21 protein-coding genes are annotated in these 23,147 nt (G+C 69.4%); 11 read left to right on the top strand and 10 right to left on the bottom strand.

Annotated features, from left to right (window positions below; translation table 11 throughout):
- Positions 1-93: 93 nt before the first annotated feature.
- Complete coding sequence (locus tag ASF34_RS21125) at positions 94-666, bottom strand: polysaccharide biosynthesis/export family protein (RefSeq protein WP_018043576.1); 573 nt, start codon at positions 664-666, stop codon at positions 94-96.
- A gap of 182 nt (positions 667-848) precedes the next feature.
- Here ASF34_RS21125 and ASF34_RS21120 point away from each other — a divergent pair, with 182 nt between their 5' ends.
- Positions 849-3,128 carry a GumC family protein gene (locus ASF34_RS21120; RefSeq protein WP_056164331.1) on the top strand — a complete coding sequence of 760 codons (2,280 nt, stop codon included), beginning with the start codon at positions 849-851 and terminating at the stop codon, positions 3,126-3,128.
- Positions 3,129-3,155: 27 nt separating this feature from the next.
- Here the strand turns inward: ASF34_RS21120 and ASF34_RS21115 are convergent, their stop codons facing one another.
- A complete protein-coding gene (locus tag ASF34_RS21115) occupies positions 3,156-4,421 on the bottom strand; it encodes a GNAT family N-acetyltransferase (RefSeq protein ID WP_056164328.1) in 1,266 nt (421 codons plus the stop codon).
- Positions 4,422-4,608: 187 nt separating this feature from the next.
- On the opposite strand from ASF34_RS21115, the gene ASF34_RS21110 reads away from it, so the two are divergent.
- A complete protein-coding gene (locus ASF34_RS21110) occupies positions 4,609-5,673 on the top strand; it encodes a polysaccharide deacetylase family protein (protein WP_056164325.1) in 1,065 nt (354 codons plus the stop codon).
- A gap of 31 nt (positions 5,674-5,704) precedes the next feature.
- Here the strand turns inward: ASF34_RS21110 and ASF34_RS21105 are convergent, their stop codons facing one another.
- Positions 5,705-6,121 carry a hypothetical protein gene (locus tag ASF34_RS21105; protein ID WP_018043572.1) on the bottom strand — a complete coding sequence of 139 codons (417 nt, stop codon included), beginning with the start codon at positions 6,119-6,121 and terminating at the stop codon, positions 5,705-5,707.
- A gap of 117 nt (positions 6,122-6,238) precedes the next feature.
- A complete protein-coding gene (locus tag ASF34_RS21100; RefSeq protein ID WP_018043571.1) occupies positions 6,239-6,457 on the bottom strand; it encodes a DUF2842 domain-containing protein in 219 nt (72 codons plus the stop codon).
- 223 nt (positions 6,458-6,680) lie between these two features.
- Between ASF34_RS21100 and ASF34_RS21095 the strand changes: the two genes are divergently transcribed.
- From ASF34_RS21095 to trhA, 3 genes are all read left to right on the top strand, one after another.
- The gene (locus tag ASF34_RS21095) at positions 6,681-7,808 is read left to right on the top strand and encodes a COX15/CtaA family protein (RefSeq protein ID WP_056164322.1); all 1,128 of its coding nucleotides are present in this window, start codon (positions 6,681-6,683) and stop codon (positions 7,806-7,808) included.
- A 335-nt stretch (positions 7,809-8,143) separates the two neighbouring features.
- Complete coding sequence (locus ASF34_RS21090; RefSeq protein ID WP_018043569.1) at positions 8,144-8,332, top strand: hypothetical protein; 189 nt, start codon at positions 8,144-8,146, stop codon at positions 8,330-8,332.
- 136 nt (positions 8,333-8,468) lie between these two features.
- Positions 8,469-9,149: a PAQR family membrane homeostasis protein TrhA gene (gene trhA / locus ASF34_RS21085; protein WP_018043568.1), complete on the top strand. Its 681-nt coding sequence runs from the start codon at positions 8,469-8,471 to the stop codon at positions 9,147-9,149.
- Between the two features lie 143 nt (positions 9,150-9,292).
- Here trhA and ASF34_RS21080 read toward each other — a convergent pair whose 3' ends face one another.
- Positions 9,293-10,120, bottom strand: coding sequence for a glycoside hydrolase family 25 protein (locus tag ASF34_RS21080; RefSeq protein WP_443136556.1), 828 nt, complete (start codon positions 10,118-10,120; stop codon positions 9,293-9,295).
- A 246-nt stretch (positions 10,121-10,366) separates the two neighbouring features.
- Between ASF34_RS21080 and ASF34_RS21075 the strand changes: the two genes are divergently transcribed.
- The 3 genes from ASF34_RS21075 (at position 10,367) to ASF34_RS21065 (ending at position 12,210) form a co-directional block, all read left to right on the top strand.
- Positions 10,367-10,810, top strand: coding sequence for a DUF488 domain-containing protein (locus ASF34_RS21075; RefSeq protein WP_056164319.1), 444 nt, complete (start codon positions 10,367-10,369; stop codon positions 10,808-10,810).
- 129 nt (positions 10,811-10,939) lie between these two features.
- The gene (locus tag ASF34_RS21070) at positions 10,940-11,671 is read left to right on the top strand and encodes a LuxR family transcriptional regulator (protein WP_056164316.1); all 732 of its coding nucleotides are present in this window, start codon (positions 10,940-10,942) and stop codon (positions 11,669-11,671) included.
- Positions 11,672-11,733: 62 nt separating this feature from the next.
- Entirely contained in the window at positions 11,734-12,210 is a 477-nt protein-coding gene (locus tag ASF34_RS21065; RefSeq protein WP_018043564.1) for a VOC family protein, read from the top strand.
- Between the two features lie 15 nt (positions 12,211-12,225).
- On the opposite strand, the gene ASF34_RS21060 is transcribed toward ASF34_RS21065, so the two are convergent.
- Together ASF34_RS21060 and ASF34_RS21055 are read right to left on the bottom strand one after the other, a co-directional pair.
- The gene (locus ASF34_RS21060) at positions 12,226-13,170 is read right to left on the bottom strand and encodes a DMT family transporter (RefSeq protein WP_056164314.1); all 945 of its coding nucleotides are present in this window, start codon (positions 13,168-13,170) and stop codon (positions 12,226-12,228) included.
- A 118-nt stretch (positions 13,171-13,288) separates the two neighbouring features.
- On the bottom strand, positions 13,289-14,233 hold the full coding sequence (locus tag ASF34_RS21055) for a DNA-3-methyladenine glycosylase family protein (protein WP_018043562.1): 945 nt from the start codon (positions 14,231-14,233) through the stop codon (positions 13,289-13,291).
- Between the two features lie 221 nt (positions 14,234-14,454).
- Between ASF34_RS21055 and ASF34_RS21050 the strand changes: the two genes are divergently transcribed.
- The 3 genes from ASF34_RS21050 (at position 14,455) to ASF34_RS21040 (ending at position 19,802) form a co-directional block, all read left to right on the top strand.
- Positions 14,455-15,510, top strand: a complete 1,056-nt coding sequence (locus tag ASF34_RS21050) for an efflux RND transporter periplasmic adaptor subunit (RefSeq protein ID WP_018043561.1) — start codon at positions 14,455-14,457, stop codon at positions 15,508-15,510.
- Position 15,511: 1 nt separating this feature from the next.
- Entirely contained in the window at positions 15,512-18,667 is a 3,156-nt protein-coding gene (locus tag ASF34_RS21045) for an efflux RND transporter permease subunit (RefSeq protein ID WP_056164311.1), read from the top strand.
- A 343-nt stretch (positions 18,668-19,010) separates the two neighbouring features.
- Positions 19,011-19,802 carry an SGNH/GDSL hydrolase family protein gene (locus ASF34_RS21040; protein ID WP_018043559.1) on the top strand — a complete coding sequence of 264 codons (792 nt, stop codon included), beginning with the start codon at positions 19,011-19,013 and terminating at the stop codon, positions 19,800-19,802.
- 34 nt (positions 19,803-19,836) lie between these two features.
- On the opposite strand, the gene ASF34_RS21035 is transcribed toward ASF34_RS21040, so the two are convergent.
- From ASF34_RS21035 to metG, 3 genes are read right to left on the bottom strand one after another with little or no spacing between them, the layout of a single operon-like run.
- Positions 19,837-20,640 carry an MBL fold metallo-hydrolase gene (locus tag ASF34_RS21035; RefSeq protein ID WP_018043558.1) on the bottom strand — a complete coding sequence of 268 codons (804 nt, stop codon included), beginning with the start codon at positions 20,638-20,640 and terminating at the stop codon, positions 19,837-19,839.
- A gap of 41 nt (positions 20,641-20,681) precedes the next feature.
- Positions 20,682-21,479 carry a TatD family hydrolase gene (locus ASF34_RS21030; protein ID WP_056164308.1) on the bottom strand — a complete coding sequence of 266 codons (798 nt, stop codon included), beginning with the start codon at positions 21,477-21,479 and terminating at the stop codon, positions 20,682-20,684.
- Positions 21,480-21,520: 41 nt separating this feature from the next.
- On the bottom strand, positions 21,521-23,125 hold the full coding sequence (metG, locus tag ASF34_RS21025) for a methionine--tRNA ligase (RefSeq protein ID WP_056164305.1): 1,605 nt from the start codon (positions 23,123-23,125) through the stop codon (positions 21,521-21,523).
- Positions 23,126-23,147: the final 22 nt, after the last annotated feature.

Genomic DNA, 23,147 nt, shown 5'->3' with positions numbered 1-23,147 from the left:
GGTGGTCGTCATCAGCAATGCCGCCAGTGCCGCGAGGATGAGTTATCTCGACATCGTCCGACCGGGCCTTCGTCGATCGACGACGAGACGTCCTCAGAAGAAGCGTTCCTTGATGACGATCGTGTCGCCGGGCCTCACCAGGTAGGTCATCGGGACGATGCCCGAGACGAGGCCGTTCGGTCCCTCGCGGGTGAGGACGGCATAGTCGCGGGCCGCCCGCGGCCCGAAGCCCGCCGCGATCGCCACCGCCGTCTCCACGGCCATGCCGTTCACGTAAGGGTACTGCCCCGAGGTGGTGACCTCGCCGAGGATGTAGAACGGCCGATAGGCATCCACCTCAACCGTCACATGCGGCTCGCGCACGAAGCCCGCCGCCAGCTTGGCCTCGATGGTCCGGGCGGCCTGGGCCGTCGATTGCCCTCCCACCTTCACGAGCCCGATGAGCGGCATGGCGATGCCGCCCGTCCCGTCGATGGCGTAGATGTTGGAGAGATTGTCCTGGCCGAAAACGATGACGCGCAGCCGGTCGCCGGTGGCGAGCGTATAGCGTCCGCCGATCGATCCGGTGGCGGTGGCGTCGAGCTGCGCGGTCCGGAAGTCGGGACGCAGGCATCCGCCCAGTGCCAGAGTGGAGGAGAGAGCGAGGAGAAGGGAGCGCCGGTTCATCATCCAAGCCGCTAAGAGCAAGTTTCTGCCTCTATTGGTAGGTTCATATGGTTAACAAAAGCTGATGCGCCGCCCGGAATGCGCTGCGTTGCAGTCGATCTTAACCGACGATCAATCTTAACGAGTTCTACTCTTCCGTGAGGCGTCCGATACGCCGTCCTGCCTTGCGTAAAGATCGTCTCATGCCCCGCTCGCAGCAGACCGTTTCCTCGATCGAACCGATCCCACAGCGGGACGAGGGGCTCGGCCTGTCCCAGCTGTTCGGGGTGCTGGCGCGGTCCTGGCGCTGGATCGTCCTTCCCACCCTGGCGGCGGGCATCGGGGCCATCGTCTTCGTGCAGGTGGTTCCGCCCCGCTATACCGGCGAGGCCAAGATCCTGCTGGAGAGCCGCGACGCGAGCTTCGCGCGGACCGCCCAGGAACGCGGCGAACAGCCCCTGGCCATCGACGAACAGGCGGTGGCGAGCCAGGTCCAGGTGGTGATGTCCCGGGATATCGCCCGGGAGGCGATCCGCCGCCTGAAGCTCGTGGGCAATGCCGAATTCGATCCCGAGGTCGACGGCATCGGTCCGGTCCAGCGCGTCCTGATGATGCTCGGGCTCGGCAGGAACCCGATGGAGCGGGCGCCCGAGGACCGGGTGCTGGAGACCTATTTCGACCGCCTCCTGGTCTACCCGGCCGGCAAGTCCCGCATCCTGACGGTCGAGTTCCGCTCGCGCGATCCGGACCTCGCGGCCAAGGCCGCCAACACCATCGCGGAACTCTACATCGCCTCCCTGGAATCGGCGAAGGTGGACACCGCCCGCTACGCCTCGACCTGGCTCGGCGGCAACATCGACACCCTGCGCACCCGCGTGTCCGAGGCCGAGGCGAAGGTCGAGGCCTTCCGCGCCCGCAACGGCCTGATCAGCGGGGGCGGCGGCACCACAAGCCAACCTCTGGGCACCCAGCAGCTCAGCGAATTGTCGACCCAGCTGTCCCAGGCCCGCACGGTCAAGGCCGATCTCACGAGCCGGGCCAAGCTCATCCGCGAGATGATCAAGGACGGCCGCGCCTTCGAGATCCCGGATGTGGCCAACAACGAGGTCATCCGCCGCACGGTGGAGCAGCGCATCACTCTGCGCGGGCAGCTCGCCCTCGAATCGCGGACGCTGATGCCGGCCCATCCCCGCATCAAGGAACTGACCGCGCAGATCGGCGACCTCGACGCGCAGATCAAGTCCACCGCCGACCGGGTGGTGCGGACGATGGAGAACGACGCCCGTATCGCCGAGGCCCGGGTCGAGAGCCTGAACGCCGCCGTCGACGCGCAGCGCGAGGTTGTCTCGAAGGGCAATTCCAGCGAGGTCCAGCTCCGCGCCCTCGAACGCGAGGCCAAGGCCCAGCGCGACCAGCTCGAATCCTACCTCTCGCGCTATCGCGAGGCCTCGGCCCGCGATGCCGAGAGCGCGGCCCCCGCCGATGCCCGTGTGGTCTCCCGCGCCGTGGTGCCCCAGATCCCGTCCTTCCCGAAGAAGCTGCCCATCGTGGCCCTCGCCCTCGTGATGGCGATGCTGCTGTCCAGCGGCGGGGTAGCGGCGCGCCATCTCCTCCGCGATCCCGACGAGACCCGCCGCCGGACCGGGCCGGACGATCGGGCTCCCGAGCCCGCCCCCTTCGCCTTCCCGGAAGCGTCCACGGCCCTGTCGCGCACCGGCACCGCCGCCGCCCTCTACGAGGCGCCGTTGATCGCCCGCGTCGTCGTCCCCCTCGTCGCCGCCGCTCCCGCCTCCGTCCCGGAAGCCACGCCGCTTCCGGTGCGGGAGGATACGGAAGAAGCCGCCGGGGAAGCGGGCCGGACGGCCGTTCCCAGCTACGATCTCCAGGCCCTCACCCGTCGCCTGCGCGAGCGCATGGGCCGCAACGGCGGAAGCCTTCTCGTGGCGGAGACCGATACGGACGCCGACCGGCAGCTCGCCGGGATCCTGGCGGAGGCACTGGCCGCGAGCGGGCGCGTCCTCCTCGTGGACGTCAATGGCCCGGCCTCTCCCTCGGACGATGCCGGCCTCACCGACCTCGTAGCGGGCGAGGCGGCCTTCCTCGACGTGATCCGGTCGGTGCCCTCGGTGCGCAGGCTCCATGCCATCCCGCGCGGCTTCGTCGATTGCGACATCCTCACGGACGAGCCGGAGGCCCTCGCCATCGCCCTCGATGCCCTGGCCCAGAGCTACGATTGGGTCGTCTATCGCCTGGGCGAGGCCCAGTCCGAGGGGGCTCGCGACCTGCTGACGGCCATGGCGGGCCGGATGAACGCCATCGTCATCGCCTCCAACACGTCGCCCGAGGATCCCGAGCTCGTCGCGCTCTACGGCCTGGCCGACCGGGAGGGATCCGGCTCCGTCCTCGTCGCCGGAGAGCACACCGCGAACGAGCACGCCGCTGCGGGAAAGCCGGGGGCCGGCGCAAGACTTTCGGCGGCCTGAGCGAGGCGGCCGGCGCGAGCCGTCGCGTCAGGTTTGCGCCTCGCCGGCGCTCCGGCCATGGCGGGCCGAGCGTCGGATCGCCTTCTGAACCGCCTTCGCCCAGCGCGCCAGTCGCTCGCTCCGCTTGATCCGGCGCTTGAGGCGGGTGGCGGCCATGGCCGGAACCGCGAAGAGATGGCCGCGCAGGGTGACGGCGATGGTGACCTCGCCCAGCTGAATCGTCTCGTCGCAGATGTTGGCCTTGTAGCGGGCCTCCCCGACGCCGAGATCGAAGCTGCGGCGGCCGCGCTCGGTCTGATCGCGGATGAGGTGCTGCAGCAGGATGTCGCCGGGGCTCGACCGTCCGACGATGGGATCCTGATCGAAGGAGGTCATCATGCCGCTGTAGCGCGCATCGCTGACCGCACCGGCGAAGGTCGCGAAGACCCGCCCATCGTTGCACGCCACCAGGGCGGAGACCTCGATCGCGGCGCCCTGGACCTCGTCCGGATCGTCCTGCCGGCAGGCGCCCGTGGCGATGAAGCGGCGGATCCCCTCGTCGGCATAGGGATTGGCGATGCCCATGGCGGCGAAGCGCGCGGCCTTCTGCGTGAAGAAGGCGGCGAGGTAGGCTCTCACCTCCTCGGCATTCGCGGCCACCCGATACTCCACGGGGCCGAAGGCCTCGATCAGCTTCCTTTCCTTCGAGCGCATCTTCTTGCGCGCGTCGGCACTGAAGACGCGCTTTGCGGTGGTCTCGGGGTCGGGGCCGAGGATCAGGCCGTAGGCGTCGCTCACGGCCGGCGCGGCGTGGAGGGTCAACGGATTGGCGGCGCCGTCCCAGAAGCGCGGCTGATGCCCGAGCAGATAGACGTCGATGCCGGCCTCGTGCCCGATCTGGCGCAGCAGGCCGACGAGATCCTCCGCGCGCATGGCCGCCGCCTCGCGGGAGGCGAACATCGGCATGTGATAGTTCGCGTGCTTGCAGCCGATCACCCGCGCCACGCGGACGCCGCGCTCGCGTGCCACTTGCAGCGGCAGGATCACGCGGGGCCGTCCGCCGGGATCGCGCAGGACGATGACCCGCAGGGAGGCGTCCTGCTCCGCAGGAGTGCAGCCGAGCTTGGCCGAGACGAAGGCCGAGACCCAGTCGAAGCGCTGATAGGGGGTCGACAGCGCGGCCGGATCGCTCTCGACGCTCCGCCACAAGGCCTCGACGCTGGCCAGGTCGCGAAACACCTCCGGAACCAGTTGCCCGCGGACGCGCTCCTGAATCATACCCGCTCCGGTGAGATCGTGAACAAGAACCGCCATCACCGCTCCCTGGCACGGCTCCGCGAGCGCGGCGCACGAGCATACATCGTCCAGTACCTAGACCTCCGGCTCCTTAAGCGCCGGTGACGATGGAAAACGGCAAGGCATCATCTCGCGATGTGGGTAACGAAACCTTGCGGGTTGGTGGTCGAATCTCCGCCCGTTCCGCTCTTCTCCGGTGACGCCCATGCCCTCGCCCGAGTTCCGTCACCGCCTGTTCGATGCGGGCTTTCGCGCCATCGCCGCCTCGGGAGCCGACCGCTGGCTGAGGCGGGTCGCGCAGGGGCGCGGCCTGATCCTGACCTTCCACCATGTCGATCCGGCCCCCGTGAGGGCCTACGCCCCCAACGGCATTCTCTCGATCACGCCGGACTTCCTCGACGAAGTCTTGGTCACGTTGGCCGCGGAGGGGTTCGACGTGATCGGCCTCGATTCCGTGCCCGAGCGGCTCGTCCGGCCCGGCGGGGACAGGCCCTTCGCCGTCCTGACCTTCGACGATGGCTACCGGGACAACGCCCGCCACGCCGTTCCCATCCTGAGCCGGCATCGCGTTCCCTGGACGCTGTTCGTCGCGAGCGACTTCGCCGAGGGGCGGGGCCGCCTGTGGTGGATCGAACTCGAACGCGCGATCGGTCGCCTCGACCGGGTGAGGGTGGTTCGGGACGAGGCCCCGCCCCTCGATCTGCCCGCCGCCACGGCTGGGGAGAAGATGGCGGCCTTCGCCGTGATCTACCGATACCTGCGCGCCGGATCGGAGGAGCGCCTGCTCGCCACCATCGCCGACCTCTGCGGCGAGGCCGGCATCGGGATCGGGCGGGTGGCGGAGGAACTCTGCCTGTCCTGGGGGGAGTTGCGCGGCCTGGCGGCCGATCCCGCCTTGTCGATCGGAGCCCATACGATCGGCCATCCCATGCTGGCGAAACACGGGGAGGCGCGGGTCCGCCATGAGATCGGGGAGGGCAGGGCGCGGATCGAACGGGAGATCGGACGGCCGGTGCGGCACCTGTCCTATCCGGTCGGCGATCCGACCTCGGCCGGGGGGCGCGAATTCGACATCGCCCGCGAGGCCGGGTTCGACACGGCCGTGACGACCCGACCCGGCCATCTCTTCCCCGGCCATGCCGTCCATCTCCATGCCCTGCCACGGGTCTCGGTGAATGGGCTGCATCAATCGAAGGCGGCGCTCTGCGCACTGCTGTCGGGGGTTCCGTTCCTCGCCTGGAATCGCGGGCGACGGCTCGATGTCGCGTGAGCCCGGTCGGGTCAGTCCTGAACGGGGCCTGTCAATGTCGCCGGCGGCGGCGGTAGGACGAGCGGCCCTCGCTTCCACCCACGGTGAAGCTGGCGCTCTGGCGGCCGTGGCGGGTGTAGCGCCCGCGCCTGCCGCGCTGGCCCCTGCTTGCCTCCTGCGCGGGCTCGTCGGCCATGGGCAGGGATTCTGTGCTGACCGGCGGCACGGCGGCGAGCGCCGTCGCCACGGAAGAGGCCGATCCACCATCGCTGCCCCCGCCCCCGCCGCCGACATTCTTGGCGGCCGGTCCGAACATCGCGAGGCACTGGTTGTAGGCGAGGTCGTTCTTGAGACGCTCGCATTCCGCCATCGAGCGGGGCGCATTCTGCGCTGAGGCCGGCGTGCCGAGAGCCGGAAGAGCGGCGCAGCCGAAGCCTGCGAGCAGGAAGGACGCGAGGAATCGGTTCATGAGGATCGGATCATGGAGCGGCGGATCTCGGCCTGGGTCTGAGGGAACATCGAAGCGTGCCCAAGCCTGTGACGGCCGAGTGCGGCGAAATCCCGGCGTCGGGGGAAACCCCGGTTCTCAACTGCCGCCGTCGACGTCCTTCCGCTCCATCCAGCGGATCAGCGGCATCAACGGGAAGATCCAGGCGATGCCGAGGAAGGCGTAGAGGATCGCCTGAACGGCCGGGGGCGTCTGGGAGATGCGGCTGTCGGCCAAGGCCATGGCGAGGGGCGCGTAGAGCGCCACGAAGGCGAGCATGCCGATCGTGCCGAGCAGCGTGCGGGTGCGGCGGCGCATGGGCGCTCTCCTGTATAGGGGCCTTTGGCAAGGGCCTTCTCCCCCGGCGTCAGGTCCGCCGGGGTTAGGCCGACCGCCCCGGCAAGGCAATTGCCGCTCGCGCCGCATCCAAACCCTCTGCGGCCCTGGGCGACGTTGCCCCGGTGGCCCCGCATGCGTAACGCAGGGCGCAAGGCACGGGAAACCCGCGCCGATCCCGACACCACGCGAGCTCCCCACCGCGATGCCTTCACGCGAAACCACCCCGACCGCGCCGGTCCGTTCCACAAACCCGGTGCGCATCTGGCTCTACACGCTGGCGATCCTCGTCGTGGCCATGGTCGCCGTCGGCGGTGCCACCCGCCTGACGGGATCGGGATTGTCGATCACCGAATGGCGGCCGGTGACGGGCGTGGTCCCCCCGGTCTCCGAGCAGGCCTGGGCCGCCGAGTTCGACAAGTACAAGGACACGCCGCAATACCGCATCCTCAACCAGGGCATGGGGTTGTCGGACTTCAAGGTCATCTATGCCTGGGAATGGGGCCACCGCCTGCTCGGGCGCATCCTCGGGCTCGCTTTCTTCGTGCCGCTCCTGGTGTTCTGGTGGCGCGGTCTCGTCGACCGGCGCCTGGGATACGGGCTCCTCGCCCTGGGCGTCCTCGGCGGTCTTCAGGGCACCATCGGCTGGATCATGGTCGCTTCCGGCCTCCAGCCGGGCATGACGGCGGTGGCGCCCCTCAAGCTCGCCCTCCACCTGACCACGGCGAGCCTGATCCTGGCCGGCCTCGTCTGGCTGGCGGCCGGGTTGAGGTCCGGCCCATCCGAGCCGGCACCCGGTCGCCTGCGGATCATGGCGGCCCTGCTGCCGGTCCTCGTCCTGCTCCAGGTCGGTCTCGGCGGCCTCGTCGCCGGATCGAAGGCCGGGCTCGTGCACAATACCTGGCCAGACATGGACGGCGTCCTCGTGCCGGGGGCGTCGGACCTGTTCGCGGTCAGCCCGTGGATCGAGAACTTCGTCGACAACGTCACCCTGGTGCAGTTCAACCACCGCCTCGTGGCCTATCTCCTTCTGGCCGTGGCGCTTTTCCACGCCGTCGACGCGGGCAGGCGGCTTCCCGGCAGCGGGACGGCCCGCCGCGCAATGGGCATCGCCGGCCTGATCCTGGCGCAGGCGGGGTTGGGCATCGTGACGCTTCTGCTGGCGGTGCCGCTCTGGGCGGGCCTCGCCCATCAGGTCTTCGCCATGGCGGTCCTGATGATGGCGACGGTGCATGCCCGGCTCAGCCGGGGAGCGACCCCGCGGACCCTGCCGTCTCACGTCGCTAGTTCCGCCGCCTTCGGTTTCGAGGGCATGACGGGCCGAGGCGCTTAGCCCCTCTCCGGGGACACATCGTAGCGGAGGCCGGGGGGGCTCGGGGAGACGGCCTCTTGACCGGACGCGAGGGGGTCTGTCCCGGCCCTCTTTCCGGATCTCGTCGGCGCGCCGGCTGCTGCATCGCACAGACCGCAACACCGCTATGCCGGATGATAAGCGCAGATTGGCCGGATGCTTGCACCGTGTCGGTCCACATCGGCGAGCGTCGCCCCGGCATATTTTGTTGCATCGCAGCGAAACCAAGCTTGGATTTGTACCGTTAGCCGATGTGTCGATGGCGCCGCGAAAGCGGCGTCCGGCAGTGTCACGCCACAACCGAAAGGCCGTCCAGCATGCACGACCAACGCCTCGTGTCGGAAGAGCAGGTACTCGTTGAGCGCGACCAGACGGCACGCGAGGGCGCCGACACGGACGGGACGCGCCATGCGCGGACCCGGAAGGTCGTCGTCGGTCTCACGGGACTTCTCGGCGCCGCCTGGGCCGTCGTCCTCGCAAGCCGCTTCACGACCTTCTCCTTCTAGGACTCCTCTCGCCGGGACAATATGCGGCAATCAGGTAGGCGGCGGTTCACGATGCTCGCCGCCTACGCAGTTCGATCAGGGAACGAGTCCAGGCCTTCGGTGCTTAAGCTTGGGTTAGGAAAGTTCGGAGTCAGCGATGTTCCTGGCTGAGGACGGTAGACCCATCGGACTGACCTGGAACTATACCCGCCGGGAGCTGATGGCGGATGCCGCCGTGCATATCGCCGGCATCGCGTTCGGTGTGGCAGGCTCCATTGCCATCGTCATCCTGGCGGCGATGGCCCCGCTGGATTGGACCGAGCGGGCGGCCGTCGCGGTCTATGCCGCCGCCCTGGTGTCGATGCTCGGTGTCTCGGCCACCTACAACATGTGGCCCGTGGGGCGCCGCAAGTGGATCCTGCGCCGGGCCGACCACGCCCTCATCTACCTCATGATCGCCGGCACCTACACGCCTCTGGTCGCCCTGGTCGGGCGCGGCTCGACGGCCTGGATGCTTCTGGCCTTCATCTGGGTGCTGGCGGCGATCGGCATCGCCCTGAAGCTGCTCCTGCCCGGCCGTTTCGACCGGGCCGCCATCGGGCTCTACCTGCTCCTCGGATGGAGCGGCGTCGCCACCTACGAATCGGTGATCGGCGCACTGAACCCCGAGGCCCTCTGGCTTCTGGCGATCGGCGGCGTGCTCTACTCGGCCGGGGTCATCTTCCATGTCTGGCGCAGCCTGCCGTACCAGAACGCGATCTGGCACGCCTTCGTCCTCGCCGCCACGGCCTGCCATTACGGCACCGTCCTCACCAGCGTGATGAGCGCCGCTCCCTAGAGCGCTCTCCGCCGAAGTGGATGCCGGTTCGGCGAAAAAGAGCGCGGCACAACAAAGGCCTAGGGATGTGCCCCGACCCAACGTGGTCGGGCGCAGCTCTAGCGGCGCTCGGTGACACGTCCCCCGACGTTTCGGTTCTTCGCCTACTTCCCGTTGCAGAGACCCTGCCCGGCGAGTCGGTTGTGTTCGCGCGGATCGCAATCCGTAGCCAGGAAGGAGGCCCATTCCGCGGTGGAGCCGTAGAACGCGTTGCGGTCGACGTCGCCGCGCACGCCCGGAACCCGGCCCGTGGAGGTGAACTGCCACAGCATCCACTTGCGCTTGGCGTAGCGCTGCTCGGGCTCGGCCGCCGTGGAGCGGACCCAGTGCGGGTAGTCGGGCAGCTCGTCCTCGAGCACGTCCTTATGGAAGGTGATGTCGGTATAGATGATCGGACGCTTGCCGGTGTAGCGCTCCATCTCGTCGAGCATGTAGCGCATCATCGCCAGCGCCTGGGCTTTCGGCAGCTTCTTGGGGCAGAGCTGCGAATGGCCGTTCCACTCCACGTCGAGGACGGGGGGCAGGGCGGTCGGATCGTTGGGGACGTTCTTCTTGAACCACTCCATCTGGTCCTGGGCCGAGCGGCACCAGAACACGAAATGGTAGGCCCCACGGGGCACGCCCGCCTTGGCGGCGCCGTCCCAATTGGCGCGGAACCGCTCGTCCACGTGGTCGCCGCCCTCCGTCGCCTTGATGAAGGCGAACTGCGTGCCGGCACCGCGCACCGAGGCCCAATCGATCGGCCCCTGCCATTTCGAGATGTCGATGCCCTGGATCGGGTGCTGCTTGGCGCGCGCCACCCCCGGATGGGGCTTCACGTCGCCCTTGGTGGGGTAGAAGTCGCTGTGGTTTCCGGCGCAGGCCGCGAGAGTCGCGAGCAGGGCGGCGGTCAGAGAGCGTTTGGCCCAGCGCATGGCGACGCCGCGTGGCATCCCGGCCATGATTGTCGGGGCGATCCCGTTCTTAAGCGACATCGATGCCCGGCCCACCGTTCTCACGCGCTACACTCATCGCTAAGGGATGGCCCCTGCGCGGTTAACAGAGCTTTGACGGCAATGCGGCGGAATTCCGGAAGTCGTTGCCTGCGAGCCACATAGGGTGCATTCCGGCGCTTAGGCCGCAGGCCGGCGCCCGAGGCTAAGTCACGAGTCGGTCTGGCGTTTCGAGGGGAGGAGAGACTGCAGAAGGTTTTGTTCACCATCGGTTACGAAGGGCTCGATTCCGAGCGTTTCGTGGCGACCCTGAAGGATGCCGGCGTCGCGACCCTGGCCGACGTTCGCGCGGTGGCGAATTCGCGCAAGCGAGGTTTTTCGAAGAACGCCCTGAAGACGAGCCTGGAGGAGGCGGGTCTCACCTACGCGCATGCGCGGGACCTCGGCACGCCCAAGGCCGGGCGGGAAGCCGCCCGGGCCCATGATGCCGCGCTGATGCGCCGGATCTACTGCGAGGAGGTCCTCGATACCGCCGATGGCGGCCTCGCCCTCGATGCCCTGTGCGAGCTCGCCGCGCGGGCGCCCACCTGTCTCCTCTGCTTCGAGCGCGATCCGGAACGGTGCCATCGCCGCGTCCTGGCCGAGCGACTGGAGGCGGCCGGCTTCAGGACCGTCGACCTGTTCGGCTGATGCTCCCTCGGATACTCGTTCGTGCAAAATCGATCCTACCCGAGGGAATGCGTTGACAATCTAGAGTTAGCTCGCTCACATGTCCTTCGATCATGAAAGACGTGATCGGACTCTCCTGGCAGTACGCGTGTGACGCGCAAATCCCTCGACCAGACCCTCGGATTCCTCCGCTCCCTCGACCGGACGGCCAGCGGCGAGGACGTCGCCCGGCTTCTGATGGCGGAACTGGCGGATCTCGGCGTCGCCCACATCATGGCGGCCACCGTGCCGGCCCGTGGCGCGCCCGTCCGACAGCAGCGCGGCCACGTCCTTCTCAACACTTTCCCGATGGAATGGGGCCGGCGCTACCTGACGCGCGGCTATGCCTTCCACGACCCCACGGTGCAGCGCCTCGGCCACTCCACCGCGCCCTTCGCCTGGAGCGACGCCACCGATGAGCATGCCGACGATCCCTTGGCGCGCAGGGTGATGGACGAGGCGACGGATTTCGGCCTGCGCGACGGCCTGACCATTCCGTTGATGACCCTCGACGGCGAGACCGCCGGATTCAGTGTTTCGGGCGAGCGTCTCGCCATCGATCCGGCGGATCGCGGCATGCTCCAGCTGGCCGCCACCTACGCGTTCGGCCACCTGCTGCTGTTGAACGGCCAGAACCCGGCGGCCTCCGCGCGCCTCGCCCCGCGCGAGCGCGAGGCCCTGCAATGGGCGGCCGAAGGCAAGACCGACTGGGAGATCGGCGAGGTCATGGGGATCTCCGCCCATGGCGTCGATTTCCATCTGCGCTCCGCCCGCGCCAAGCTCGGCACCGCCAACCGGACCCAGGCCGTCGCCATCGCCCTGCGGCGGGGGCTCATCATCTGATGGGCTCGAGGCCGGACATTCGATAGTCTCGCGCGAGCTCAACCTCGCGAGAGGAGTCGACGATGCCCAAGGTCAGCACCTGCCTGTGGTTCGGTAAGGACATCGAGGCGGCGGTCGGCCTCTACGTCTCCCTCGTCCCCGATTCGCGGATCGACCATGTCCAGCGCTCGCCCGGACCCTGGCCGGGCGGGGAGGCGGGCGATGCGCTGCTGGTGGCCTTCACCCTCGGCGGACAGAGCTTTCAGGCCCTGAACGGAGGCACCACGGCCGATTACGGCACGGCGGCTTCGATCTCCGTGGCCTGCGCCGACCAGGACGAGGTCGACCGGTTATGGACGGCGCTCACGGCGGATGGCGGGGCCGAGATCATGTGCGGCTGGCTTCGGGACAGGTGGGGTGTGCCCTGGCAGATCGTGCCGACGATCCTCCCCCGGCTGCTGGCCGATCCCGATCCGGCCGTGGCGCGCCGCGTCTTCTCCGCCATGCAGGGCATGATCAAGCTCGACATCGCCGCGCTCGAGCGCGCGGCCGCCGGCTGAACCGGACGTCTCGCCTCACCCGCCGCCCGGGCGTTCGCGGCGGCCGAAGCGCTCGGCGATGACGATGCCGCCGAGCACGAGGGCCAAGGCCGCGGCCTGGTACCATTGGAACGCTTCGCCAACGACGAGGATAGCGAGGCCCGAGCCGAAGATCGGCACGAGGTTCACGAACACTCCCGCCCGGTTCGGGCCGATCAGTTCGACGCCCCGCATGAACGAGAGCTGGGCGATGAGGGACGGGCCGAGGGCCACGAAGGCGACGATGGCCCACCCCTTCGGTGTCGGCCAGATCAGGGTTCCGGCGGCCTGTTCGAGGACGAGGGCGGGCAGGGAGGTCACGAGAGCGGCCAGCGCCATCGCCGAGAAGAAGGTCAGGCCGGACATCTTGGGCCGGTCGGCGAGGGCGACGGTGTAGCCGGCATAGAGCAGGCAGGCGCCGAGCATCAGCATGTCGCCGATGTTGAAGGACAGCGTCGACAAGATGTGCCAGTCGCCGTGGGTCGCCGCCACGCCCGCGCCGCCGAGGGTGATGACGACGCCGAGGATCTGCGCCCCGGTGACGGCGACGCGATGCACGACGTAGTTCAGCAGGATGACGAGGACCGGGATCGCCCCCTGGAACAGGGCGACGTTCACGCCGGTGGTGTAGATGCCGGCGGCGTAGAACAGGCTCGCATAGGCGGTGTAGCCGCAGGCCCCCATCAGCAGGACGTAGCGCCAGTGGCGCGCGATCAGGTGGCGCTCGGACACGATCCCGCGCCAGGCCGGCCAGGCCAGCGCGAGGCAGGCGAAGGCCCAGCGCAGGCAGGTGAGCACCTGGGGCGAGACCTCGCCCACGGCCCACTTGCCCGCGACCACGTTGCCGCCCCACAGCAGGGTCGTGAACAGGAGGAGCGGGTAGGCGGCGGCGACCGCGCGGGTCTCGACGGCCGGGCCGGGGGAGGCGGACGGAGAGGTCATGATCCCTTCGGCGGCTTTGCTCGGAGATGGTTCTTCGCTGGCGGTACCGCCGTCCCCTTCTGTCCCGCCCATGACGGGCGAAGCAAGCGCGCCGGAAGCAGGGCTGACATCGCGGATCCTACCCGGAGACGGGCCGGGCAGGGCGGCGCTTGGCGGCGGGTTCGGGGACAGGCAGTGCGGCGGCGATCCGCGCGGCGTCGCTCGTCCAGAGATGCACGGCGGCATAGGCCCGCCAGGGCCGCCAGGCTTCGGCCCGGACGAGCAATTGCGCCGGTGTCGGACGCCCCGCCCCGGTATCGAGGGACCGGAGCAGGGCGAGGTCGCTCGCCGGCAGCGCATCCGGTTCGCGCAAAGCCCGCAGGGCAATGTACTGCGCCGTCCACTCGCCGATCCCGCTCAACCCCCTCAGGGCGGCCACCGCCGGATCGAGGCCGCGTCCCCGTGCGAACAGGTCGGGCTTCGCATGGGCCTCCGCCGCGAGGGCACCGATCGCCCTGCCGCGTGCGCCGGGCATGCCCAGCGTCGCGGCCACGTCCGCATCGAGCAGGCGATCCGGCGTCGGGAACAGGTGGGTCAGCCCCGTCCCGGCGTAGTCCGGCGCCATCGCGTCACCGAAGGCGGAAACCAGACGGCCGGCGAGACGGGTCGCCGCATTGACCGAGACCTGCTGTCCGAGAATGGCACGTACCGCGATCTCGAACCCGTCCCAGGCGCCCGGAACCCGCAGGCCCGGCCGTTCGGCCACGAGGGGTGCGAGGTCGGGGTGGCGCGAGAGCGCAGCCGCGATGAGGGCCGGGTCGGCATCGCAATCGAACATCGGCCTCAGCCGCGCCAGGACGTCCGGCAGAATCGCCGGATCGGGATGATCCACCGTCGCGACGAGGGTATCGTCCCCGCCCCGCATGACGGAGATCGTGCCGGGGCGACCGCCGAGGTAGACGGTCCGGGCATAGGCGTCCGCCGTCACCACCTCGACACCCGGAATGGCCCGGCCGCCGAGATAGGCCAGGATCGCGGGCCAGTCGTAGGGCGGCCTGTAGGGCAGCGGGATGATGTGGGTCACGACGCTCTCCGGCCGCCTCCACCATCTCACGACCGCGGGAATCGCGAAACCGCGCGCAGGCCGGCGCAACGGTGCGGGGCAGGGCGAGAGGCAAGACGGGAGGCAAGACGGGAAAATCCGGCATCGCCCGTATCGGGTTGCGGGGCGACGCTGTATCCGTTCACGAGGAACGACGCGGCGTATCGATCGCGAGGCCGGGGAGGGCGGTTCTGGTGTCGTGGGTGCGTGGTCTCCTCTTCGCGGGAATCGTGGGTGGAATCGCCGCCTTCGCGGTGAGCGAAGCCGGCACGGCCCTCATCGCCGAACTGCGCGAGCGGGTCGCCCCCGGTCCCCCTGCCCCGCGCCATCTTCCGGCCCAGCGCACCGCCATCGAGGACGGGCGCACCGTGGTGCGGCTCAAGCCGGCGGAGCGCGAGCGCCTCGGCATCGCCACGCAGGTGCGGCCTTCCGCCCCCCACCGCGAGGAACTCCAGGCCTATGGCAGCGTCCTCGACGTCGCCAGGGTCACCGACCTGACCAATTCCTACGCCAGCGCCAGGGCGCAGCTCCAGACCGCCCAGGCCCGGGTCGAGGTCTCGCGCAACGCCTTCCAGCGCGCCAAGAATCTCGGCCCCTACGCCACCACCGTCCAGGTCGAGACCACCGAGGGCACGTTCCAGACCGACCAGGCCGCTCTGGCGGCGGCGGAATCGCAGGTCCGTACCCTCGCCGCCACCGCGCAGCAGGAATGGGGGCCGGTGATCGGCCGGGCCATCGTCGAGCGCTCGCCGGCCATCACCCGGCTGATCGAGCGCGTCGACTTCCTGGTCCAGGTGACCCTGCCGCCGGGCGAGAGCATCAAGGGCCAACCCGCCGCCGCCTTCGCCGAGGTGCCGCCGCAGAGCGCGCGGATCGCGCTGCGCTACGTCTCGCCGGCCACCCGGACCGACCAGCGCATCCAGGGCCTCAGCTACTTCTACACCGTGCCGGGTGACAGCGGCTTCCTGCCCGGCATGAGCATGCTCGCCTTCCTCGCCTCGGATCGGACCGTCACCGGCCTCAGCGTGCCCGAGGACGCGGTGGTGCATTGGCAGGGCGGAACCTGGATCTATCGCGCGGTGGCGCCCGACGCCTTCGCGCGCCACGCTCTCAAGGCCGACCCGCCCATGTCGGCCGATGCCTATGTGGTGGAGGACCTGCCCGGTGACACCGAGATCGTGCTGACGGGCGCGCAGGCGCTCTTGTCCGAGGAGATGAAGAGCCTGCTCTCCGTCTCCGGCGGCGTGGACGACGATTGACGTGAGCGACGTTCCGAACGCTTTCCCGAGCGGCCCCCAGGCGGCGCTCGTCGCCTTCGCGGTGCGCTTTCGCGGCATCGTCCTGGCGCTCAGCCTCGCGCTCGCCGGCTACGGCGTCTACGTGCTCGGGGACGCGAAATACGACGTGTTCCCAGAATTCGCGCCGCCTTCCGTGGTGGTCCAGACCGAAGCGCCGGGCCTCAACCCCGAACAGGTGGAGGTGCTGGTCACCCAGCCGATCGAGGTGGCGGTGAACGGCTTGCCGGGGATCGAATCCCTGCGCTCGAGCTCGATCCAGGGCCTGTCGGTCATCACCGTCACCTTCGGCACCGGCAGCGACGTCTACCGCGTCCGTCAGCTCGTCACCGAGCGCCTGACGGCGCTGACCGGTCGCCTGCCCCAGGGCGTGCTGCCGCCTGCGATGACGGCGCTGACCTCGGCCACCAGCACCGTGCTCCTCGTCGGCCTGACCTCGGATCGGCGCTCCGACCTCGACCTGCGCACCGTCGCCGACTGGACCGTGCGCCTCCGGCTCCTGGCGGTGCCGGGCGTCGCCCAGGTCTCGGTCTATGGCGGCGCCGTGCGCTCGCTCCAGGTCCAGATCCGCCCGGCTGACCTCATCCGCTACAATATCGGCATGAACGACGTGCTCGCCGCCGCCCGCAAGGCCACCGGCGTGCGCGGGGCGGGCTTCGTCGACACGATCAACCAGCGCGTCACCCTCCAGACCGAGGGGCAGTCGCTCACCCCGGAGGAACTGGCCCGCACGGTCCTCATCAACGAGGGCGGCGCCAGCGTGACCCTCGGCGACGTCGCCACCGTGGTCGCCGCCGGCGAGCCACCGATCAGCGCCGCCCTGGTGGACGGCAGGCGCGGCGTGCTTCTCATGGTCGGCGCGCAATACGGCGCCAATACCCGCGAGGTCACCGCCCGCGTGGAGGCGGCTCTCGAAGACCTGCGCCCGGCCCTCGACCGGGAAGGCGTGGCTTTGCGGCCGGATCTGTTCCGGCCGGCGAACTTCATCACCATCGCCAATGCCAACGTGCTCCAGGCGCTCGGGCTCGGCGGCATCCTCGTCGTCGTCGTGCTGTTCGCCTTCCTGTACGATTGGCGCACCTGCGTGATCTCGTCGGTGGCGATCCCGCTCTCGCTCATCGCCGCCGTGGTGGCGCTCCAGGCCATGGGCGAGAGCCTCAACACCATGACGCTGGGCGGCCTCGCCATCGCCATCGGCGAGGTGGTGGACGATGCGGTGATCGGCGTCGAGAACGTGGTGCGGCGCCTGCGCGAGAACCGGCGCCTCGCTTCGCCCGTCCCGGAGGGGAGGGTGGTCATCGACGCCATTCTCGAAGTCCGTACCGCGGTCGCCTACGCCACCTTCGCCGTGCTGCTGGTGTTCCTGCCGGTGCTGGTCCTGTCCGGCATCGCCGGCAAGCTGTTCGCCCCCCTCGCCCTCGCCTACATCCTCGCCGTGGTGGCCTCGCTCGCCGTGGCGCTCACCGTCACCCCCTCCCTGTCGATGATGCTCCTCACCGGGCGACGCGAGACGGACATGCGCGACCCGCCGGTGATGCGTTGGTCGCGCGGCGGCTACACCCGCCTCCTCCAGCGGATCAACCGCGCACCGCGCATCGTCATCGCCTCCGGCATCCTCGTGACCCTGGCGGGCGCCGCCGCGACGCCGTTCTTCGGCAGCACCTTCCTGCCCGACCTGAAGGAGGGCCACCTGATCCTGCACATGGCGGCGGCGCCCGGCACGTCGCTCGGGGAATCCATGCGCCTCGGCGTCCGCATCACCACCGAACTGCGCAAGATCCCCGGCATCCGCGCCGTGGCCTCGCAGATCGGCCGCGCCGAGGCCGGCCAGGACACCGCCGGCACCCATTACAGCGAGATCCATATCGACCTCGACCAGGGGCTGGACGGCGCGGGGCAGGGCAGGGCCGAGGCCGATATCCGCACCCTGATGGCGGGGTTTCCCGGTGCCGCCTTCTCGCTCAAGACCTTCCTCACCGAGCGCATCGAGGAGACCGTCTCGGGCTACACCGCACCCGTCGTCGTCAACGTCTTCGGCAACGACCTCGCCCGGATCGAGGCCGCCGCCCGCGACATCGCCCGTGAACTCGCCGAGGTGCGCGGCGCCACGGACATCCAGCAGGCCTCCCCGGCGGGGCTGCCGCAGATCAACGTCGGTCTCCGGCCCAACGACCTGCGCCATTGGGGGCTCTCGGCCGTCGAGGTGATGGAGGTGGTGCGCACCGCCTATCAGGGCGACGTGGTCGGCCAGACCTACGAGGGCAACGCGGTCTTCAACGTCCTCGTCATCCTCGATTCCGGGGCGAGGGGGCGCCTCACGGCTGTAGGCGACCTCCCCTTGCGCTCCTCGAACGGCCGCTTCATCCGCCTCGCCCAGGTGGCGGACATCTACGAGACCTCGGGGCGCTACCAGGTCCAGCATCAGGGCGCCCAGCGCGTCCAAGCCATCACCGCCAACGTCACGGGGCGCGACGTCGCCTCCTTCGTCGAAGCCGCCCGGCGCAAGATCGCCAAGGAGGTGGCGTTGCCGACGGGCGTCTATGTGAGCTTTGCCGGATCGGCCGAGGCCCAGGCGCGGGCCAAGCGCGACCTGCTGCTGTTCTCCGGACTGGCGGGCCTCGGCATCGTGCTGCTGCTGGCCATGGTCACGGGCAGCGCGCGCAACCTCATGCTGGTCCTGGTCAACCTGCCCTTCGCCTTCGTCGGCGGGGTACTGGCGGTCTTCGCCACCGGGGCCGTGCTGTCGCTCGGCTCCATCGTCGGCTTCGTGACGCTGTTCGGCATCTCGCTGCGCAACACCATCATGATGATCTCGCATTACGAGCATCTCGTCGCCATCGACGGCCGGCCGTGGGACCGCGACACGGCGGTGGAAGGGGCCGCCGACCGCCTCGTGCCGATCCTGATGACCTCCCTCGTCACCGGCCTCGGCCTGCTGCCCCTGGCGCTGGGAGCCGGCGAGCCCGGCCGCGAGATCGAGGGGCCGATGGCCATCGTCATCCTCGGCGGCCTCGTGACCTCGACGGTCCTGAACCTCATGATCCTGCCGACCCTGGCCCTGCGCTACGGCCGTTTCACCACCGGCGAGGGCAGGGCGCCGGATACGGCGCGGGCATCCTAGGAAGGCTCGTAGCCGGTCGTCGGGGAGGGCTGCCCGGGATGGCGATCAAGCCCGTTCCGAACCCGCATCTGTCATTCGCATAAGATATATTATGGAACTTGAAGTCCCGGAGGACGGGGTGAGGGGGGCTTGCAGGTCAGCTTGACACGAAGCTGGGATTCACCATTCCATGAACTGTTGCCGAGAGATGGCCGCTTTACCCCTTGCTCACCAGCTTCCTTAAGCGATCCGCCAGTTTCAGGGGCAATCGTCACAATCCTATCTCAAACCGCGTGTCTAACCCGTGGCGGAGTGGGACCGGTCTTCGCGACCGCCCGCCCCGATCGTTCTCGAAGCGGATCCGATGCTGACCCTGCTCAAACCCTGCGCCGCCCCGTTCCTCGTCCTGGCCCTCGCGGCTCTGGGCCTCGGTGCCCCGGCATGGGCGGAGCCGGTCGCGGCCAAGCCGGCGATCCCCGCCAGGGCGCTGGCCAAGCTCTCCCACGTGGCCGCCCTGGTGAAGGCGGGATCCGACATCCGCATCGTCGCCTTCGGCTCCTCGTCCACGGAAGGGTCGGGCGCCTCCTCCCCGGCCGCCGCCTACCCCGCCCAATTGCAGGAAGACCTGCAGGGCCGCCTCGATATCGCCGGCGCCAAGCACCCCATCGTCACGGTCCTCAACCGCGGCAAGGGGGGTGACGACGCCGAGGCCATGGCGCGACGCCTCGACCGGGACGTGCTGGCCGAGCGGCCCGACCTCGTGATCTGGCAGACCGGCAGCAACGACCCGATGACCGGCGTCACGGTGGAGCGTTTCACCGAACTGACCCGTCAGGGCATCACGGCGATGCGCGCCGCCGGCTCCGACGTCATTCTCATGGACCAGCAATGGTGCCGCCGCCTGACGACGACCAACGGTGCCGAGCGTTACGGCGAGGCGCTGCACAGCCTCGCGGCCGAGCTCGACGTGCCGGTGATCCGCCGTCACGCCCTGATGCGGACCTGGGCTGCCAGCGGCCTCCTGAGCCCGGCGCAAATGATCGGCCCCGACGGGCTGCACATGACTGATGCGGGCTACGACCGCCTCGCCAAGGCCGCCACGGCGCAGATCCTGGTCAATGCCGGCCTGATCCCGGCCGACCCCCTGCGCAACTGACGCGCGCCCTCCCCGGCGCTCCGCTCTGGCGAGCCTAGAGGTCCACGCTCACCGACAACCCGTCATAGGCCGGCACCACGCCCGGCGGCAGCTTGGCCGCGAGGGTGGCGTAGTCGAGATCGGTGTGGAGGTTGGTGAGGATCGCGCGGCGCGGGCGCACCTCTTCGATGAGCGCGAGCGCGTCCGAGACCGAGTAATGGGTCGGGTGAGGGGTGTCGCGCAGGGCATCGATGATGAGGAGATCGAGGCCGTGGAGCCGCGCCTTGGCCGCCTCCGGCATCAGGCTCACGTCGGGCGCATAGGCTGCCGGCCCAAAGCGGAAACCGTGGGCGGATTCGGCGCCGTGCTCCATGCCGAAGGCCACCGCCTCGATCGTACCGCCCTCACCTCCGATCGAGACCGGCTCGCCCGCCACGAGATCGTTCATGTCGAGGATCGGCGGATAGGCGCTGCCGGGCGGCGTCTCGAAGCAATAGCCGAAGCGCATCGTCAGCAGGGCGCGCGTCTCGGCATCGGCATAGACCGGGATGCGCCGGTGCATGTGGATCACCAGCGGTCGCACGTCGTCGATGCCGTGGGTGTGGTCGGCATGGGCATGTGTGTACAGCACCGCGTCGAGGCGGCTGACCCCCGCCGACAGCAATTGCTCGCGCAGATCGGGTGAGGTGTCCACGAGGAGGCTGGTGGCGCCCGCCTCCCCTCGCCGCTCCACGAGGATCGAGCAGCGCCGCCGCCGGTTCCTGGCATCGGCCGGGTCGCAGGCGCCCCAGCCGTAGCCCACGCGGGGAACGCCGCCGGACGAGCCGCAGCCGAGGATCGTCAGCGTCAGAGAACCCATCCGCACCTCCCGGTGTTGGTATCGGAGCGCGCGGGCCGCTGTCATGCCGCCCGGCCGCCGGATGGGGTCGCCTTGTCGAACAGACGGTGGAAATTGGCCGTCGTCAGGCTCGCGAAGGCCTCGAACTCCATGTCCAGGGTCTTGGCCAGGGAGCGGGCGGTGTCGGCGGTATAGGCCGGCTCGTTGCTGCGCCCGCGATGCGGCTCGGGCGCCAGGAACGGCGCGTCGGTCTCCACCAGGATGCGGTCGCGGGGCACCGCGAGGGCGATGTCGCGCAGGTCGTGCGAGCGCCGGAACGTGACGATGCCCGAGAAGGAGACGAACAGGCCGAGTTCGACCCCGACTTCCGCCAGGCGTCGGCCCGAGGAGAAGCAGTGCAGCACCGCCTTGAAGGCCCCGCGCTTCATCTCGTCGACGAGCACCGATTCCATGTGCTCGTCGGCATCGCGGGCATGGATGACGAGGGGGAGGCCGGTCTCGCGGGAGGCCGCGATATGCCGGCGGAACACCCGCTCCTGCACCGCCTCCGGCGCGGCGTCCTCGTAATGGTAGTCGAGCCCCGCCTCGCCGATGCCGACACAGCGCGGATGGTGGGTGAGGGCGACGATCTCTTCCGTTGGCACGTCGGGCTCGTCCCCCGCCCCGTTCGGATGGGTGCCTACGGTGTGCCAGATCTGCGGATGAGCCTCGGACAGGGCCTCGTAGACCCGCGCCTTGGCGACTCGCGTCGAAATCGTGAGCATCCCCGTCACGCCCGCCGCCTCGGCGCGGGCGATCACGCCGGGAAGATCCTCGGCGAAGTTCGGGAAGTCGAGATGGCAGTGGCTGTCGACCAGCATGGACAAAACTCGGGATTCTCGGTGACGCTGCGGACCCCGCCTCAGACGGCGGGAGCCTCCGGCTCGACGAAGCGCGGGAACAGCCCGCTCGGCGCGGGGAGCGCCGTGCCCGGCACCAGCCGGCCCCCCTCCCCGATATCGGCGAGCTGCCGCCTGTCGGCGGGCACGGCCAGGAGGTCGAGGAGCTTGGCGCCCGAATCCGGCATGAAGGGCTGCACCAGGATGCCGATGGCGCGCAGGGTCTCGGCCACCACGTAGAGGGAGGCGGCCATGCGGGCCGGGTCGGTCTTGCGCAGGACCCAGGGCTTCTGCGCGTCGAAATAGCGGTCGGACGCCGTCACCACGGCCCAGATGTCGGCGAGCGCCGTGTGTAGGGCGAGCTTGTCCATCGCCACGCGCACGGAGCCCGGCAGGGCGTCCGCCAGTGCCAGGAGCGCCCGGTCGTCCTCCGTGAAGTCGCCGTGCTCGGGGACGAGGCCACCGCAATTCTTGGCGATCATGGAGAGAGAGCGCTGGGCGAGGTTGCCGAGCCCGTTCGACAGGTCCGCCGTGTAGCGGGTGATGATGGCCTCGTGGCTGTAATTGCCGTCGCCGCCGAACGGCACCTCGCGCAGCACGAACTGGCGCAGCGCATCGACCCCGTAGGTCGCGATGAGGTCCATCGGATCCACCACGTTGCCGAGGGACTTAGACATCTTCTCGCCCTTGGAGAGCAGGAAGCCGTGGCCGAAGACGCGCTTCGGCAGCGGCAGGCCCGCCGACATCAGGAAAGCCGGCCAGTAGACCGCGTGGAAGCGCACGATGTCCTTGCCGATGACGTGCAGGTCCATCGGCCAGAATTTTTTGCGGGAGTCGGCCTCGTCGGGGAAGCCCGTCACCGTGAGATAGTTGGTGAGTGCATCGACCCAGACGTACATCACGTGGTCCGGGTGCCCCGGCACCGGCACGCCCCAGTCGAAATTCGTGCGGCTGACGGAGAGGTCCTTGAGGCCGGAACGGACGAAGCTCGCCACCTCGTTGCGCCGTGTCTCGGGGCCGATGAAATCGGGCTGGGCCTCGTAGAGGGCGAGCAGGCGATCCTGGTAGGCGGAGAGGCGGAACAGGAAGTTCTCCTCCTCCATCCAGGTCACGGCCGTGCCGGTCTCCCGCGCGCGGCGCGTCCCGTCGGGGGCGGTCTCGGTCTCGTCCTCGTTGTAATAGGCCTCGTCGCGCACCGAGTACCAGCCGGCATATTTCGACAGGTAGATGTCGCCATTGGCCTCCATGCGCCGCCAGAGTTCCTGGGCGGCGGCATAATGGTCCGGCTCCGTAGTGCGGATGAAGCGGTCGTGGCTGCAGTTCAGCGCCTCGGCCATGGCCTTGAAGCGCGCGGCCATGTCGTCGACCAGGGCCTTCGGGCTGATCCCGGCCTTGGAGGCGGTCTGCTGGATCTTGAGCCCGTGCTCGTCGGTGCCGGTGGCGAACAGCACGTCGTAGCCGTCGAGGCGCTTGAACCGCGCGATCGCGTCGGTGGCGATCACCTCGTAGGCGTGGCCGATATGCGGCGCGCCGTTGGGATAGGAGATCGCCGTGCTGATGCCGAAGGTCTTAGCGTCGAAACCGGACGTCTCGGCAATGGATGGGCTGGGCCCTGACTCGTTGGCCATCGCGTCGAAATACCCTCGGATA

Source organism: Methylobacterium sp. Leaf106, from assembly GCF_001422895.1.
Taxonomy (GTDB): Bacteria; Pseudomonadota; Alphaproteobacteria; order Rhizobiales; family Beijerinckiaceae; genus Methylobacterium; species Methylobacterium bullatum.
The sequence above is the reverse complement of the archived record's forward strand: the minus strand, read 5'-3'. Positions and strand labels throughout refer to the sequence as shown.